This window comes from Pantoea sp. MBD-2R (assembly GCF_039134845.1).
In the GTDB taxonomy this organism is placed as follows: Bacteria; Pseudomonadota; Gammaproteobacteria; order Enterobacterales; family Enterobacteriaceae; genus Erwinia.
On sequence record NZ_CP152417.1, the window covers coordinates 994755 to 1008834 of the forward strand.

The 14080-nt window shown below is 57.6% G+C and carries 16 protein-coding genes; 12 read left to right on the plus strand and 4 right to left on the minus strand.

Annotated elements, in window-relative coordinates:
* Positions 1–34 precede the first annotated feature (34 nt).
* From AAGQ96_RS04505 to puuE, 3 genes are read left to right on the plus strand one after another with little or no spacing between them, the layout of a single operon-like run.
* Complete coding sequence (locus tag AAGQ96_RS04505) at positions 35–766, plus strand: GntR family transcriptional regulator (RefSeq protein WP_342754953.1); 732 nt, start codon at positions 35–37, stop codon at positions 764–766.
* A complete protein-coding gene (hpxA, locus tag AAGQ96_RS04510) occupies positions 763–1503 on the plus strand; it encodes an allantoin racemase (protein ID WP_342754954.1) in 741 nt (246 codons plus the stop codon). The genes AAGQ96_RS04505 and hpxA overlap by 4 nt, the downstream gene beginning before the upstream one ends.
* Positions 1504–1534: 31 nt before the next feature.
* Complete coding sequence (gene puuE / locus AAGQ96_RS04515; RefSeq protein ID WP_147195482.1) at positions 1535–2494, plus strand: allantoinase PuuE; 960 nt, start codon at positions 1535–1537, stop codon at positions 2492–2494.
* Positions 2495–2902: 408 nt separating this feature from the next.
* Here puuE and hpxZ read toward each other — a convergent pair whose 3' ends face one another.
* The 4 genes from hpxZ to AAGQ96_RS04535 are packed head-to-tail and all read right to left on the minus strand — an operon-like array spanning position 2903 to position 6467.
* Positions 2903–3286 carry an oxalurate catabolism protein HpxZ gene (gene hpxZ, locus AAGQ96_RS04520; protein ID WP_147195484.1) on the minus strand — a complete coding sequence of 128 codons (384 nt, stop codon included), beginning with the start codon at positions 3284–3286 and terminating at the stop codon, positions 2903–2905.
* Between the two features lie 2 nt (positions 3287–3288).
* Complete coding sequence (locus AAGQ96_RS04525; RefSeq protein WP_342754955.1) at positions 3289–4683, minus strand: AtzE family amidohydrolase; 1395 nt, start codon at positions 4681–4683, stop codon at positions 3289–3291.
* Entirely contained in the window at positions 4680–4868 is a 189-nt protein-coding gene (gene hpxX, locus AAGQ96_RS04530; RefSeq protein ID WP_147195488.1) for an oxalurate catabolism protein HpxX, read from the minus strand. The genes AAGQ96_RS04525 and hpxX overlap by 4 nt, the downstream gene beginning before the upstream one ends.
* Before the next feature lie 12 nt (positions 4869–4880).
* The gene (locus tag AAGQ96_RS04535; protein WP_342754956.1) at positions 4881–6467 is read right to left on the minus strand and encodes a gamma-glutamyltransferase family protein; all 1587 of its coding nucleotides are present in this window, start codon (positions 6465–6467) and stop codon (positions 4881–4883) included.
* A gap of 193 nt (positions 6468–6660) precedes the next feature.
* Between AAGQ96_RS04535 and hpxU the strand changes: the two genes are divergently transcribed.
* The 9 genes from hpxU (at position 6661) to uraH (ending at position 14036) form a co-directional block, all read left to right on the plus strand.
* Positions 6661–7500 carry a MurR/RpiR family transcriptional regulator HpxU gene (hpxU, locus tag AAGQ96_RS04540; RefSeq protein ID WP_147195492.1) on the plus strand — a complete coding sequence of 280 codons (840 nt, stop codon included), beginning with the start codon at positions 6661–6663 and terminating at the stop codon, positions 7498–7500.
* 352 nt (positions 7501–7852) lie between these two features.
* Entirely contained in the window at positions 7853–8638 is a 786-nt protein-coding gene (locus AAGQ96_RS04545; protein WP_147195494.1) for a transporter substrate-binding domain-containing protein, read from the plus strand.
* 9 nt (positions 8639–8647) lie between these two features.
* On the plus strand, positions 8648–9313 hold the full coding sequence (locus tag AAGQ96_RS04550) for an amino acid ABC transporter permease (RefSeq protein ID WP_147195496.1): 666 nt from the start codon (positions 8648–8650) through the stop codon (positions 9311–9313).
* Positions 9313–9969 carry an amino acid ABC transporter permease gene (locus AAGQ96_RS04555; RefSeq protein ID WP_147195498.1) on the plus strand — a complete coding sequence of 219 codons (657 nt, stop codon included), beginning with the start codon at positions 9313–9315 and terminating at the stop codon, positions 9967–9969. The genes AAGQ96_RS04550 and AAGQ96_RS04555 overlap by 1 nt, the downstream gene beginning before the upstream one ends.
* Positions 9950–10687, plus strand: coding sequence for an amino acid ABC transporter ATP-binding protein (locus tag AAGQ96_RS04560; RefSeq protein ID WP_147195500.1), 738 nt, complete (start codon positions 9950–9952; stop codon positions 10685–10687). Before AAGQ96_RS04555 ends, AAGQ96_RS04560 begins: the two co-directional genes overlap by 20 nt.
* A gap of 31 nt (positions 10688–10718) precedes the next feature.
* A complete protein-coding gene (locus AAGQ96_RS04565; RefSeq protein ID WP_342754957.1) occupies positions 10719–11957 on the plus strand; it encodes an alanine--glyoxylate aminotransferase family protein in 1239 nt (412 codons plus the stop codon).
* Positions 11951–13213: an allantoate amidohydrolase gene (gene hpxK, locus AAGQ96_RS04570; protein WP_342755521.1), complete on the plus strand. Its 1263-nt coding sequence runs from the start codon at positions 11951–11953 to the stop codon at positions 13211–13213. The genes AAGQ96_RS04565 and hpxK overlap by 7 nt, the downstream gene beginning before the upstream one ends.
* Complete coding sequence (gene uraD, locus AAGQ96_RS04575) at positions 13210–13704, plus strand: 2-oxo-4-hydroxy-4-carboxy-5-ureidoimidazoline decarboxylase (protein ID WP_342754958.1); 495 nt, start codon at positions 13210–13212, stop codon at positions 13702–13704. The genes hpxK and uraD overlap by 4 nt, the downstream gene beginning before the upstream one ends.
* Positions 13701–14036: a hydroxyisourate hydrolase gene (gene uraH / locus AAGQ96_RS04580; RefSeq protein WP_147195506.1), complete on the plus strand. Its 336-nt coding sequence runs from the start codon at positions 13701–13703 to the stop codon at positions 14034–14036. Before uraD ends, uraH begins: the two co-directional genes overlap by 4 nt.
* Positions 14037–14080: the final 44 nt, after the last annotated feature.

Sequence of the window (14080 nt, forward strand, 5' to 3'; positions counted from 1 at the left end):
ATTTTTAAAGATCACCAACTTGACCGGACAGGAAATGAAAAGTGAAACCGGCCTGAAAACGGCCTCAGACCTGCCAGACAGGGATGAACCTATCTATCAGGCATTGTTGGCGGCTATCGTCGAGCGCCAGCTGCCGCCGGGCAGTAAATTGCCGGAAGAAGCGCTGTCCAGCGTATTTGGCGTAAGCCGTACCGGCATTCGTAAAGTGCTTCACCGCCTTGCCGCGGTGCAAATGATTGTGCTGACGCCCGGACGTGGTGCACAGGTTGCCACGCCTTCGGTGGAAGAAGCGCAGGATATTTTCCGCACCCGCTCGCTCCTGGAATGCGCCAATCTGCCCGCCGTGCTCGAACACTGTCAGTCTCCTCATCTGGTGGCGCTGGAAAAACTCAACCGGCAGGAGCAGCAGGCGCATGAGGATCGTGATGGCCCTGCGGCAATCCGGCTTTCTGCGGCGTTTCATATCCAGTTACAGGCTATCTCGGGCAATCAGGTGCTGACCGGAATGGTGACAAGCCTGACGCAGCGCTCTTCGCTGGTTATTGCCGCCTGGGGCGCACCGTGGCAGCAGGGCTGCCGCTGTGACGATCACGATCGGCTGACCGAGCTGCTGAGAAAAAAATCGCTCACGGCGCTGACTGACGCATTGCAGCAACATTTTGCGCATATCGTAGCGAGTCTGCACTTTGAACGCGGCGGTGAAACGCTGCCCGATTTCGCCAAATTATTTGCGCATGTCGGCACAGCGCAGGGAGTGAATAAATGACGGAGAGGCAAATTATTCAGGTCATTAATCCCAATACCAGCCTGGCGATGACTGAAACTATCGGTGCCGCAGCGCGCGCGGTCGCGGCACCGACGACGGAGATTCTGGCCGTGTGTCCGTCGTCAGGCGTGGCTTCCATCGAAGGGCATTTTGATGAGGCGGTGGCAACGATTGGCGTACTGGAGCAGATTAAAGCCGGACGCGAGCAGGGCGTCTGTGGGCATGTTATTGCCTGCTTTGGCGATCCGGGCCTGCTGGCCGCGCGTGAACTGGCACAGGGGCCGGTAATCGGTATTGCCGAAGCGGCGATGCATATGGCCACGATGGTTGCCACACGCTTTTCGATCGTCACGACGCTGCCTCGGACGGTGGTTATTGCACAACATCTGTTGCAGCAGTACGGTTTTGAACGCCATTGCGCAGCGCTGCACGCTATCAATCTGCCCGTTCTGGCGCTGGAAGACGGTAGCGGCGTTGCGCAGGAAAAGGTGCGGCAGGGCTGCATTCGGGCAAAACAGCAGGACGGCAGCGGCGCAATCGTACTGGGGTGTGGCGGCATGGCGAACCTTGCACGCGAGCTAACGCAAGAACTGGGCATCCCGATCGTTGATGGCGTGGGCGCGGCAGTCAAAATGGTGGAATCGCTGGTGGCGCTTGGCTTGTCGACCAGTAAGCATGGCGATTTAGACTATCCGGTGCGAAAAACCCTGACGGGTCAGTTTAAGCACCTAAACTAAGTGAAGTTGCCCCGGAACAGGACAAGCGATCATGAATGATACGAGCGAGAAAAAAGAATACAGCTTTAACAAAAACTATCCACGTGATCTGATTGGCTATGCGGGCAATCCTCCGCATGCGGCCTGGCCAAATGAGGCGCGCATCGCCGTACAGTTCGTTTTGAATTATGAAGAAGGCGCAGAAAACAGCGTACTGCATGGCGATGCCGGTTCGGAGCAGTTTCTGTCCGATATTATTGGCGCGGCCAGTTACCCCGAGCGGCATATGTCGATGGAGTCTCTGTATGAATACGGTTCGCGTGCGGGTTTCTGGCGTATCCACAACGAATTTCAGAAACGCGATCTGCCGCTAACGGTATTTGGCGTGGCGATGGCGCTGGCGCGTCATCCGGAGATCGTCGAGGCGATTAAACATGCCGATTACGATGTGGTCAGCCACGGCTGGCGTTGGCTTCACTATCAGGGAATGGATGCCAAAACCGAGCGTCAGCATATGCAGCAGGCGATCGATACATTGACCGATCTGTTTGGCAAAGCGCCCACGGGCTGGTACACAGGACGCGACAGCCCGAACACGCGCCGACTGGTGGTCGAGCAGGGCGGGTTAACCTACGACAGTGATTATTATGGCGACGACTTGCCTTTCTGGGCGCAGGTCACCTGTCAGGACGGCACGGTGAAGTCGCATTTGATTATTCCTTACACCTTAGAAACCAACGACATGCGTTTTGCCACGCCGCAGGGCTTTAATACGGCAGAGCAGTTTTATACCTATTTGAAAGACAGTTTTGACGTGCTGTATGAAGAGGGTGAAACGTCGCCGAAGATGCTGTCGATTGGCATGCACTGCCGTCTGCTGGGCAGGCCCGGGAAATTCAAAGCGCTGCAACGCTTCCTGGATTATATCCAGCAGCATGAGAAAGTCTGGATTTGCACGCGTCAGCAGATTGCCGATCACTGGGTGAAAACGCATCCGGCGCCTGAGGTTTGATTCAGCGTTGGACGAGACCTGGCGTTGGGTTGTCGTCATGTCTGTGGCGGGACAAGACCCTAAGACACTGAATTTTAGGTTGTTCAGCAAACAAAAAAACCGCCGATAAAGGCGGTTTTTTTGTGCTGGTCAGGTTAAGCGACCTTCTCAGCAGGGTGTTGGTTACCAACGTAACGCAAGCACGATCCAGTGCTCATATAGTGGGCTGCTTTATATCATCTGTCAAGTGCCTGACCCGGCTGATTAATGTACAATGCCGCTGGGCCTTTCCGCCGCCTTAAGCAAGCGGGCACCGAATTCAGGAGAGGATTTCCAACGGCCGTAGACGCAAGCACGATCCAGTGCTTGCATTCGCGGTTACATCTTCGGTGGTGGCAATCGTGAAGCGGTCTGAGCAAGGACCGCCTGTCAGCTCATCAAACTCACCTGCGCCGCAACGATTCGCCAGCCGCACGGCAGCTTCACCCAGGTTTGCTGCTGACGCCCGATTTTGTCGGTTCCCTCGCGGGTGAACTCGGTGCTGCACACCGCGTAATCCTCCCCAAAGGTGGTGATTACCGTATTACGCAGCTGGCGATCCAACCCTGTTGAGGGACGTGCCGCCCGGAAAGCGCGGATTTCTTCAATACCATATAAATTCTCTCCTGCACCCAACCGCACGGTGCGCGCGTCGTGCCAGAACAGCTCGTCCAGTACCACCGTGTCGTTGCTGATTAATGCCTCTTCATAACGATAAAAGGCGGCGGTTACCTCCGCCAGAATCAACGGTCGATCGATATATTCACTTTTCATAGTCAGAAACCCGTTATTGGTAATGCTTTCGCAATGCCCATTTTTTCCAGCGCCCAGGCTGCCCGCAGGCAGGCTTCTTCTTTGAACGGCGCGGCAATCAGCTGTAAGCCAATTGGCAGACCGCCCGGCGTTTGCAGCGGCACCGTGGTCACCGGCAGGCCGAGGAAGGAAATGGGCTGCGTCAGCATCCCCATACTGGCACGGATCGGCAAATCGCTGCCGTTAATGCGCATGGTTTCCTGGCCGACGGGCGTGGCGCTGGTGGGGGTGGCTGGCGCAATCAGCACGTCGAACTGCTCAAACAGCGGCAGCACCTGCTGTTTAAAATGCTGGCGAAAACGCTGCGCCTGCACATACCAGGCGGAGGGGATCATCGCGCCTGCCAGCAGCCGCTCGCGCGATAACGGCTCGAAACGCTCTGGCTGGCTGCGCAGGGCGGGCAAATAAGCGTTGCCCCCTTCCGAAGCGGTAAGAATAAAGGCGGCGGTGCGGGCCAGTTCTGCTTCCGGCAGGGAAATCTCATCCTGTGCATTCAGCGCTTTCGCCGCCAGCGCGACAGCAGCACGTGCATCATCATCGCACCACGTCTGGAAATAACCGCCCAGCACGGCACAACGTAAATCTTCACCGCCGTGCTCCAACAAGCGGTGTGCAGGATGGATCGCACGCTCTGCCTGAAAGCTGTCCTGCGCATCGCGCCCCTGAAGCGCATCATAAACCAGCGACAGATCCTCCACAGAACGGGCAAACGGGCCAATATGATCCAGGCTGGCGACAAACGGCTGGCTGCCGCTGCGGGAAAGACGGCCAAAGGTGGGTTTAAGGCCAAAAATACCGCACAGCGAGGCGGGAACGCGAATCGACCCGTTAGTGTCCGTGCCAAGAGAAAAATGCACCAGACCCGCAGCGACGGCTGCCGCAGAGCCGCCGGAAGATCCGCCAGCGATGCGGGTCAGATCCCGTGGATTACGGGTTGCGCCGTAATGGCTGTTTTCAGTGGTAAAACCATAAGCGTAAGCATCCATATTCAGCATGCCGGAAAGCATCGCGCCAGCGTCGGCCAGTTTACGCACCGCCCAGCCGTCATGAGTAGCAGGCTGGCGATCGCTAAACAGGCTGGCACCCGCCAGCGTGGTATGACCGGCCACATCAAACAGATTTTTAACCGCATAAGGGATCGCTGCCAGCGGCGGCAGCGGACGATCTTCTTTACGCAGTCGATCAAGGCGATCGGCCTCCTGCAACATGCGATCCTGCGTGATCTCTGTCCAGGCGTTGATCGCGGGATTATGTTGCCCGATGGCCGACAGCGTCTGTTGGGCAATCTCTCGGGCGCTAAGCTCACCTTTAATCAACGCGCGTTTCAGTTCAGCGATGGATAACCTGTGCAGATTCATGCTTTATATACTCCCGCCACTTCCTGCCGATCGTCGAGTGGAAACGCCATCAATGGCTCTGCCATACCGGCGATACGGGTAAACTGCACCAGCAGTTCGGCGCGGCGCTCGTCATCCAGCGTCACGCCCAGAACCTGCTCCATCTGTGCCACATAGGCTGCCCAGTCGGGCGAAGTCTGCTTCATGGTGTTCTCCTGTTAAAAACCGGCGGCGCTGCCGTTGCTGCGCGGATCGCATGCGCCTTCCAGCATACCGTTGGTATGACGTACGATGGCGCCTGCATGGCCGACTGCTTCGCTGAAATCATCCAGCGCTTCCACTTCATGGCCGAGTGCGCGCAGGCGGGCAAAGGTTTCGCTGGAAAAACGGCCTTCCAGCTTCAGCGAATCGGAGGCCTGGCCCCAGGTGCGGCCCAGCAGCCAACGCGGGGCGCTAACACACTGCTGTAGCGGCATGCCCTGCACGATATGACGGGTAAAAATCGCCGCCTGGGTCTGCGGCTGGCCGTCGCCGCCCATTGAGCCGTAAACCATGGTGCGCCCATCATTCAGGCGGGCAGCGGCAGGATTCAGGGTATGAAAAGGCTGTTTGCCGGGCGCAAGAGCCAGCAGATGATTGGGATCGAGGCTAAACGCCGCGCCGCGATTTTGCCAGGTAATGCCGGTGCCCGGCAGCACCACGCCGCTGCCGAACTCATGATAAATGCTCTGAATAAAGGAAACGGCCAGCCCGCTGCTGTCCATCACCCCCATCCATACGGTATCGCCTGGTCCTTTACCGCTTCCCCATGGTGCGGCGTGCCGATCATCGATCTCGCTGGCCAGCCGCGCCAGCAAATCTGAGTCGAGCAGGCTTTGCATCTGTTCCGTCATGTGGCGCGGATCGGTGATATAGCGATCGCGCAGCCCAAATGCCAGTTTGGTGGCTTCAACGATGCGGTGAATGGTTTGTGCTTCATCGGCGCCGTTCATATCCAGCCGATCGATAATGCCGAGAATGGCCAGCGACACCACGCCCTGCGTGGGCGGCGTCATGTTATACACTTCGCCGTGCTGGTGCCGGATCCGCAGCGGCGTGCGCCGTTTCGCCTGATGACGATTCAAATCCTCAAGCGTGACTGGCATCCCCAGCGCGGACATCGCGCTGGCGAGTTTACTGGCCAGCGAACCGCGGTAGAAGCTTTCCAGCCCCTCTTCCGTTAGTTGAATCAGCGTGTTAGCAAGGTCAGGTTGGGTAAAGCGGCTGCCTGCACGCGGCACCTCGCCTTCGGGCAGAAAAGTATGGGCAAAACCCGGCTGCTCCGCGAGTTCATGATATTTACTTGCCGTTGCCGCCGCCTGCGATTGCGTCACCGGAATGCCATCTGCGGCATAGCGGGTCGCATCTGCCAGCAGGCGCGCAAGCGGCGTAACCGAACTGCCCAGCTCGTCAGAAATCTTTAATGCTTCTGCCCAGCCGCTGACCGTCCCGGCGACCGTCAGGGCCGCTTTCGGACCACGATGCGGGATGGCTGAAGTCGCCTCGTAAAAACGTAAATCGGCCAGTGAACCCGCTGCGCCGCTGGCATCGATGGCAACCGGCTCACCCTGTGGCGGCACAATCAGCCAGAAGCCATCGCCGCCCAGACCATTCATATGGGGATACACTACGGCGATGGTCGCCGCCGCCGCGACCATCGCTTCAATGGCGTTGCCGCCTTCACGCAAAACGGCCAGCGCGCTTTCGCTGGCAAGATGATGGGGCGTCACGGCCATACCTAACGGGGCGACATTACTTTGGATCATCACAATCTCTTTTTCAGGGTGACAGTGCGTTAACTAAAGCAAGAGATGTTCCAGTTATCCGCTGATATCGGGTTAAACATTGAAAAAAAGCCTTAACCGCCGGAAGATACCTCGCTATTTAGCGGTTTTTTTCTGCCAGGCACGTTATTTGTATAGGCTATGTTCTCTGAAACAAAAGTTACAAGGTCCACGCATGAAGCAGCTCGATGAACGTCTGAAGAGTCACTATCCGCAGTTATCACCGCAGGAGCAGCGCGTAGCCGACTTCGTCTTCGACCACTTCGATGATGTGATCAGCTATAACAGCGCCGAGCTGGCTCGCCTCAGCGGCGTCTCTAAGGCCACCGTCAGCCGTCTGTTTAAGCGGCTCGGTTATGACAAATATCGCGACATGCGGGATGAGCTGCGCACCTTAAGGCAGAGCGGCATGCCGCTGACCGACAACCGCGATGCGGTGCAGGGAAATACACTGCTTGCCCGCCACTACAAGCAGGAAATGGCGAATCTGACCCAGTGGGTCAACGCGATTGACGCCGTACAGTTCGGCGAGGTTGTTCAGCAACTGGCGAAAAGCCAGCGCGTGTTTGTCATCGGCATGCGCAATGCTTACCCGGTAGCGCTGCATTTTCGTCAGCAGCTGCTTCAGGCAAGAGGCGGCGTGCAGGTGCTGCCGCAGCCGGGTCAGACGCTCTCCGAGGAGCTGGCTGAAGTGACGCCGCAGGATATGGTCGTGGTTATCGCTTTCCGTCGTCGTCCGCGCATCATCAAGCCGCTGTTGCAGCAATTGCAACATGATGGCATTCCCACACTGGTGATTTGCGAACCTCAGGCTCAGGCACTGATGGCGCTGGCTCGCTGGCAGCTCTGCGCGCCGCTGGACAGCGTTTCCGCCTTCGACAGCTATGCCTCGGCCAACAGTTTAATTAACCTGCTGGCAAACGCTTTACTGCATGAACTGCTTAGCGAAGGCCGTCAGCGCATTCACCATATTGCCGATCTCTACAACCAGCTGGATGAGCTGGAACAGCGTTAATCGCCAGCGGCTGCCGGTAAGCGGTGGTGCCCCGGCAATCAAAATCACATTAGTGGGGCACCGTTTTGGTGCTTTGCTTTATTTCGGGGCGAAAGATTTACGGCTGTAATTTCCAGCAACTCTTTCCCAAATCCTGTCGGTTATCGGTCTTCTCTCTGCCTGCCTTTTTGCTTTTCTAACGGCATATAATCTGATTTATCAGCCTGTTTACTAGCATAGCTGGTCTTCTGGTCGCGATCCCTGAGTCAAAAAATCACGTTGCGTGGCAGGCAGTCGCGCGGCTGGCACATTAGTTGCAAATGAATTCTTCAAGAATCTTTCGTTTCATGGTTTATTTACCGGGGCAAAAAGAATGAAGAAAGCATTACTGGCAGTAGCAGGTGTGGCGCTGATGTTGACTCAGGTAACGCATGCGTGGGCGGATCAGCTTCAGGACATTGAAAAACGTGGAGTTATCCGCATCGCCGTTCCTCAGGACTTCCCGCCGTTTGGTTCGGTGGGTACCGATCTCCAGCCGCAGGGCTACGACATTGATATGGCGAAATACCTGGCAAAACAGATGAAACTTAAGTTGCAGCTGGTGCCGGTGACCAGCGCCAACCGCGTCCCTTATCTGCAAACCGATAAGGTTGATTTGGTGATCTCCAGCCTGGGCAAAAACCCTGAGCGCGAGAAAGTTATCGCTTTCAGCCGCACTTACGCGCCGTTCTTCCTCGGCGTGTTTGGCCCAAAAGAGGCTGAGCTGAAAGATGCCGCGGCGTTGAGCGGCAAATCCATCGGCGTAACGCGTGGCGCGGTGGAAGATATGGTGCTGAGCGACGTCGCGCCGAAAGATGCCCAGCTGAAGCGCTATGAAGATAACAACACCACGCTTTCTGCCTATCTTTCTGGTCAGGTGCAGTATGTCGCAACCGGCAACCTGGTGGTCGCGGCGATTGCCCGACAGAATGCGGAAAAAGCGCCGGTGGCGAAATTTATGCTGAAGGATTCACCGTGCTTTATCGGTCTTCGCAAAAACGAACCCGCCCTGAAAGCGAAGGTAGATACGCTAATCGACCAGGCGATAAAAGATAAAACGCTGAACGGCCTCTCTGAGCAGTGGCTGAAGGCACCGTTACCGGCCGACTTTGGCGCATAAGGGCAGGCGATGACGGAACAACTCGACTTTCCTGCGCTGTGGCCTTACTGGCCGGAACTGCTTTCCGGGCTGTGGGTAACGATTCAGTTGACCGTGTTGGCCACCGTGGGCGGCGTGGCGCTGGGCATTTTCGGCGCGGCGCTACGCAGCGGCAAGCCGTCGATACTGAGCCGCGTGTGGGGCTGCTACGTTGAGCTGATCCGCAACACGCCATTTGTGGTGCAGCTGTTCTTTATCGTTTTTGGCCTGCCGGCGCTCGGGCTGAAGCTGACGGCGGGCGAAGCCGCACTGCTGGCGATGCTGATTAACCTGGGCGCTTACAGCACCGAAATTATTCGCGCCGGTATTCAGGTCACGCCAAAAGGCCAGTGGGAAGCCGGGCGCGTGCTGGGGCTGACGCGTTCACAGACCTTTCTGCGCATCGTGCTGCCGCCTTCGCTGAAGCGCATTTATCCGGCGCTGGTCAGTCAGTGCATCATCGTGATGCTGGGATCGTCGGTGGTTTCTCAGGTCTCTTATGAGGAGCTGACCTTCGCCGCCAACCTGATCCAGTCCCGGACCTTTTTGAGTTTTGAAGTCTATGGCGTTACTACGCTGCTCTATCTGGCGCTGTCGATTGCGATGCGTCAGTTACTGCTGGCCGCGGGCCGCAAATGGTTTGGAGAAACGCCCTGATGACGACGTTTACTGACTGGGACATCCTGCGCAATCTGTTGCTGGCCGCACGCTGGACGCTGCTGTTGTCGCTGACGGCATTTTTAGGCGGTACGCTGGTGGCGATGCCGCTGGTCATGGTGCGCCTGACGGGCCGTCGCTGGCCGAACCGTTTTATCCGTGCTTATACCGAACTGTTTCAGGGCACGCCGTTGCTGATGCAGCTGTTTCTCGCTTTCTTCGGCGTGGCGCTGTTTGGCATTGATGTATCGCCCTGGACCGCCGCCTCGCTGGCGCTGACGCTGTACACCAGCGCTTTTCTGGTCGATATCTGGTACGGCAGCATTCAGGCTTTACCAAAAGGGCAGTGGGAGGCTTCACGCTGCCTCGGCCTGAATTTTGGTCAGACGCTTTATCGCGTCGTACTGCCGCAGGCATTGCGCATCGGCATTGCGCCAACGGTAGGCTTTGCGGTTCAGGTTATAAAAGGCACCGCGCTGGCATCGATTATCGGCTTTGTCGAACTAACCAAAGCGGGCACCATTCTCAATAACGTGACTTATCAACCGTTCAAAGTTTTCGGGCTGGTGGCGCTGGGCTACTTCCTGATGTGTTATCCGCTGTCGCGCTACAGCCAGTACCTGGAGAAGAAATTCAATGCCGCTCATCACCATTAATCAGGTACAGAAATACTACGGTGCCAATCATGTGCTAAAAGGCGTCGATCTGGATGTCGAGATGGGCGAGGTCATCTCGATTATCGGCCGCAGCGGATCGGGGAAAAGTACGCTGCTGCGCTGTATGAACGGGCTGGAAGGCTATCAGGAAGGCAGTATCAAACTGGGCGGTATGACGATTACCGATCGCGATTCTCAGGCGCGCGAAATCAGCCGCTCGGTCGGCATGGTATTTCAGAACTTTAATCTGTTCCCGCACATGACCGCGTTGGAAAACGTGATGCTGGCGCCGCGTCGGGTTCTGAAAAAGAAGGAGGCCGAATGCCGTGCGCTGGCAGCACAGATGCTGGAAAAAGTCGGGCTGGGCGACCGGATGGATTACTACCCGGCGAATTTATCCGGCGGCCAGCAGCAGCGTGTCGCCATTGCCCGTGCGCTGGCGATGACGCCGAAAGTGCTGCTGTGCGATGAAATCACTTCCGCGCTTGACCCGGAGCTGGTGGGCGAAGTGCTGAAGGTGCTGGAACAGCTGGCGAAAGAGGGCATGACGCTGATTCTGGTCACGCATGAAATGAACTTTGCCCGGGAAGTCGGCGACCGCGTGGTGTTTATGCATCAGGGACGCGTCTGGGAACAGGGCGACAGCAAAATGGTTTTTGCCAGCCCGCAAACTCAGGAACTCAAACAGTTTATCTCATCGGTGCGCGGTCTGAACTGATGCATCGATCGACAAGAGAAGGAACCACAAGATGGATTTAGCGAACATTTCCCAAATCAATCCACCGCAGCGCCTGCTGATGGGGCCGGGGCCGATCAATGCCGATCCGCGCGTGCTGCGCGCCATGTCCAGCCAGCTGATCGGGCAGTACGATCCGGCCATGACGCATTACATGAACGAAGTGATGGCGCTCTATCGCGGCGTGTTCCGCACGCAAAATCAGTGGACGCTGCTGATCGACGGCACTTCTCGTGCCGGTATCGAAGCGATATTGCTGTCGGCGATCCGGCCTGGCGATAAAGTTCTGGTGCCGGTATTTGGCCGTTTCGGTCATCTGCTGTGTGAAATTGCCCGGCGTTGCCGCGCCGAAGTTCATACCATTGAAGCGCCGTGGGGCGAAGTGTTTACGCCCGATCAAATTGAAGATGCGATCAAAACCGTGCGACCGCGCCTGCTGCTGACCGTGCAGGGCGATACGTCTACCACCATGCTCCAACCGCTGGAAGAACTCGGTGCAATCTGCAAAAAGTATGGCGTGCTGTTTTATACCGATGCCACGGCGTCGTTTGCCGGAAACGCGCTGGAAACCGATGCCTGGGGACTGGATGCCGTGTCCGCCGGGATGCAGAAATGCCTTGGCGGCCCGTCCGGCACCTCACCCATCACGCTCAGCCCGGAAATGGAAGCGGTAATCCGCAAGCGCAAATGTGTCGAGGAAGGCATTCGTACCACCGCACATCAGGACGGCGAAGACGAGATGATCTGGTCCAACTATTTCGATCTCGGCATGATCATGGACTACTGGGGGCCAGAACGGCTTAACCATCACACCGAAGCGACTTCCGCCCTGTTTGGCGCTCGCGAATGCGCGCGTTTGATCCTTGAAGAAGGTCTGGATCAGGGCATTGCCCGCCACAAGCTGCATGGTGATGCCATGCTGAAAGGCATTCAGGGCATGGGACTGGAAACCTTCGGGGATATAAACCACAAGATGAACAACGTGCTGGGCGTCGTTATCCCAGAAGGCATTAACGGCGATCGGGTACGGAAACTGATGCTGGAAGATTTTGGCATCGAAATCGGCACCTCGTTTGGCCCGCTGCACGGCAAGGTCTGGCGTATTGGCACCATGGGTTACAACGCCCGTAAAGATTGCGTGATGCAGACGCTGAGCGCGCTGGAATCGGTGCTGACTTATCTGGGCTACAAAACGCCGCAGGGTGCCGCGATGCAGTCGGCCTGGGATCATTACTCACGCGGGAGCTGCTGATGGAGCTGATGAGTTCAGCCGCGGCTGAGCAAGCCGCTGCCAGAGTCATGGCGCGCTGCGATCGGCTGGCGGAAATCAGTGAAACGCCCGAATTTCTCACCCGCGTATACCTCTCGCCAGAACATCTGCGCGCTAATGCGCTGGCAGGCGAATGGATGGCCGAAGCGGGCATGAAAGTCTGGCAGGACAGCGTGGGTAATATCTGCGGTCGTTATGAAGGTCTGGAAGCGGGAGCGCCCGCACTGCTGCTGGGTTCCCATCTGGATACCGTGCGTAACGCCGGACGCTACGACGGCATGCTTGGCGTGCTGACCGCTATCGAAGCCGTGCAGGCCCTGAACCAGCAGGGAAAACGTCTGCCGCTGGCAATCGAAGTCGTTGGTTTTGGTGATGAAGAAGGAACGCGTTTTGGCATCACGCTGCTGGGCAGTCGTGGACTCACCGGCAGCTGGCCGGAAAGCTGGGTCAATCATCCCGATGGCAACAGTATTACCGTGGCGCAGGCGATGGCCGACGCGGGTCTGGATGCCGATGCCATCCCACAGGCGGCGCGGGAGGTGAAAGAGATCGTTGCCTATCTCGAACTGCATATCGAACAGGGGCCTTGCCTCGAACAGGCAGATTTGGCGCTGGGCGTGGTGACCGCGATCAACGGTGCACGACGGCTAAACTGCCGGTTTGTTGGCGAGGCAGGCCATGCCGGAACGGTGCCCATGTCGCATCGAAAAGACGCGCTGGCCGCGGCGGCTGAATGGATGGTGTTTGTCGAGCAGGCCGCGCCAAAGCACAGCCCGCAGCTGGTGGCGACCGTTGGCACCCTACAATGTCTGCCCGGCGCGGTTAACGTCATCCCCGGTGAGGTCATGCTGACGCTGGACGTGCGCGGGCCAGAAGACCAGCCGCTGGCGGAACTGCTTTCCGCGTTGCTGACTCAGGCTGAAGCGATAGCATTACGTCGTGGCCTGGATTTTAGCGCGGAAGAATATTATCAAATCCCGGCAACGCGTTGTGATGAGGGATTACAGGCTGCGCTGAGCCAGGCGGTGATGGCAGTTCAGGGCCGCACGCTTGCGCTGCCGAGCGGCGCGGGACACGATGCGATTGCGATTGCCGAGCGCTGGCCGGTCGGCATGCTGTTCGTGCGCTGCGATCGCGGCATCAGCCATCATCCGGCCGAATCCGTGCATGCGGCCGATGTGGCAAAAGCGATTCGGGCCTATGCTGGCGTGGTAGAGCAAATAGGGAGCGGCGAATGACGCTGGAGATATTTAACCAGGCCGCCGCTGGCGATGCAAAAGCGCAGATTGCCCATTGCGTAGCGCTGGACGACTGGGCCAGCGTGCTGGTGGCGAAAAGACCCTTTCAGTCTCAGCAGGCGCTGCTGCAAGCCGCGGACGCGCTGGCTCGCCAGTGGGATGAACGGGCGTTAAACCAGGCGCTCTCTGCTCATCCCCGTATTGGCGAAAAGGCGCAGGGCGAGGGCAAAGAAGCCGGGCTGTCCAGACAAGAACAGGGGCAGGTAAATGCCGATGACGCCGCACTCAAACAGGCGCTTCAGGCAGGTAATATCGCCTATGAACAGCGCTTTGGTCGCGTTTTTTTGATTCGGGCAAAAGGCCGCAGCGGAGAAGCGATCCTCGCAGAACTCCAGCGGCGTCTTGGTAACAATGCTCCCCAGGAACTTGACGAGGCACTCGCTCAGCTGCGAGAAATTACGTTGCTGCGCTTACAGGAGACTTTCCAATGAGCACCATCACCACGCACGTTCTGGATACGGCGCTGGGGAAACCGGCGGTGGGCGTCGCTATCTCTCTGGAGCAGAACAGCAGTCAGGGCTGGTTGCCGGTAGCCGAAGAGGCCACCGATGCAGACGGGCGTATTAAGGCGCTCACGCCGGAACCGCTGGCGCCTGGCCACTATCGACTGATTGCCGAAATCGGCGACTACTTTGCTGCCAGCGGGCGTGATGCGCTCTACGTTAGCGCGCAAATCGACTTTGTGATCCCGGCAACCGGCAGCCACTACCATTTACCGTTTTTGATTTCACCGTGGTCATGGTCGACCTACCGGGGCAGCTGAGCCCGGGCTATTTTACTTGCCATTTTGGGCGTGGACAGTGCTCA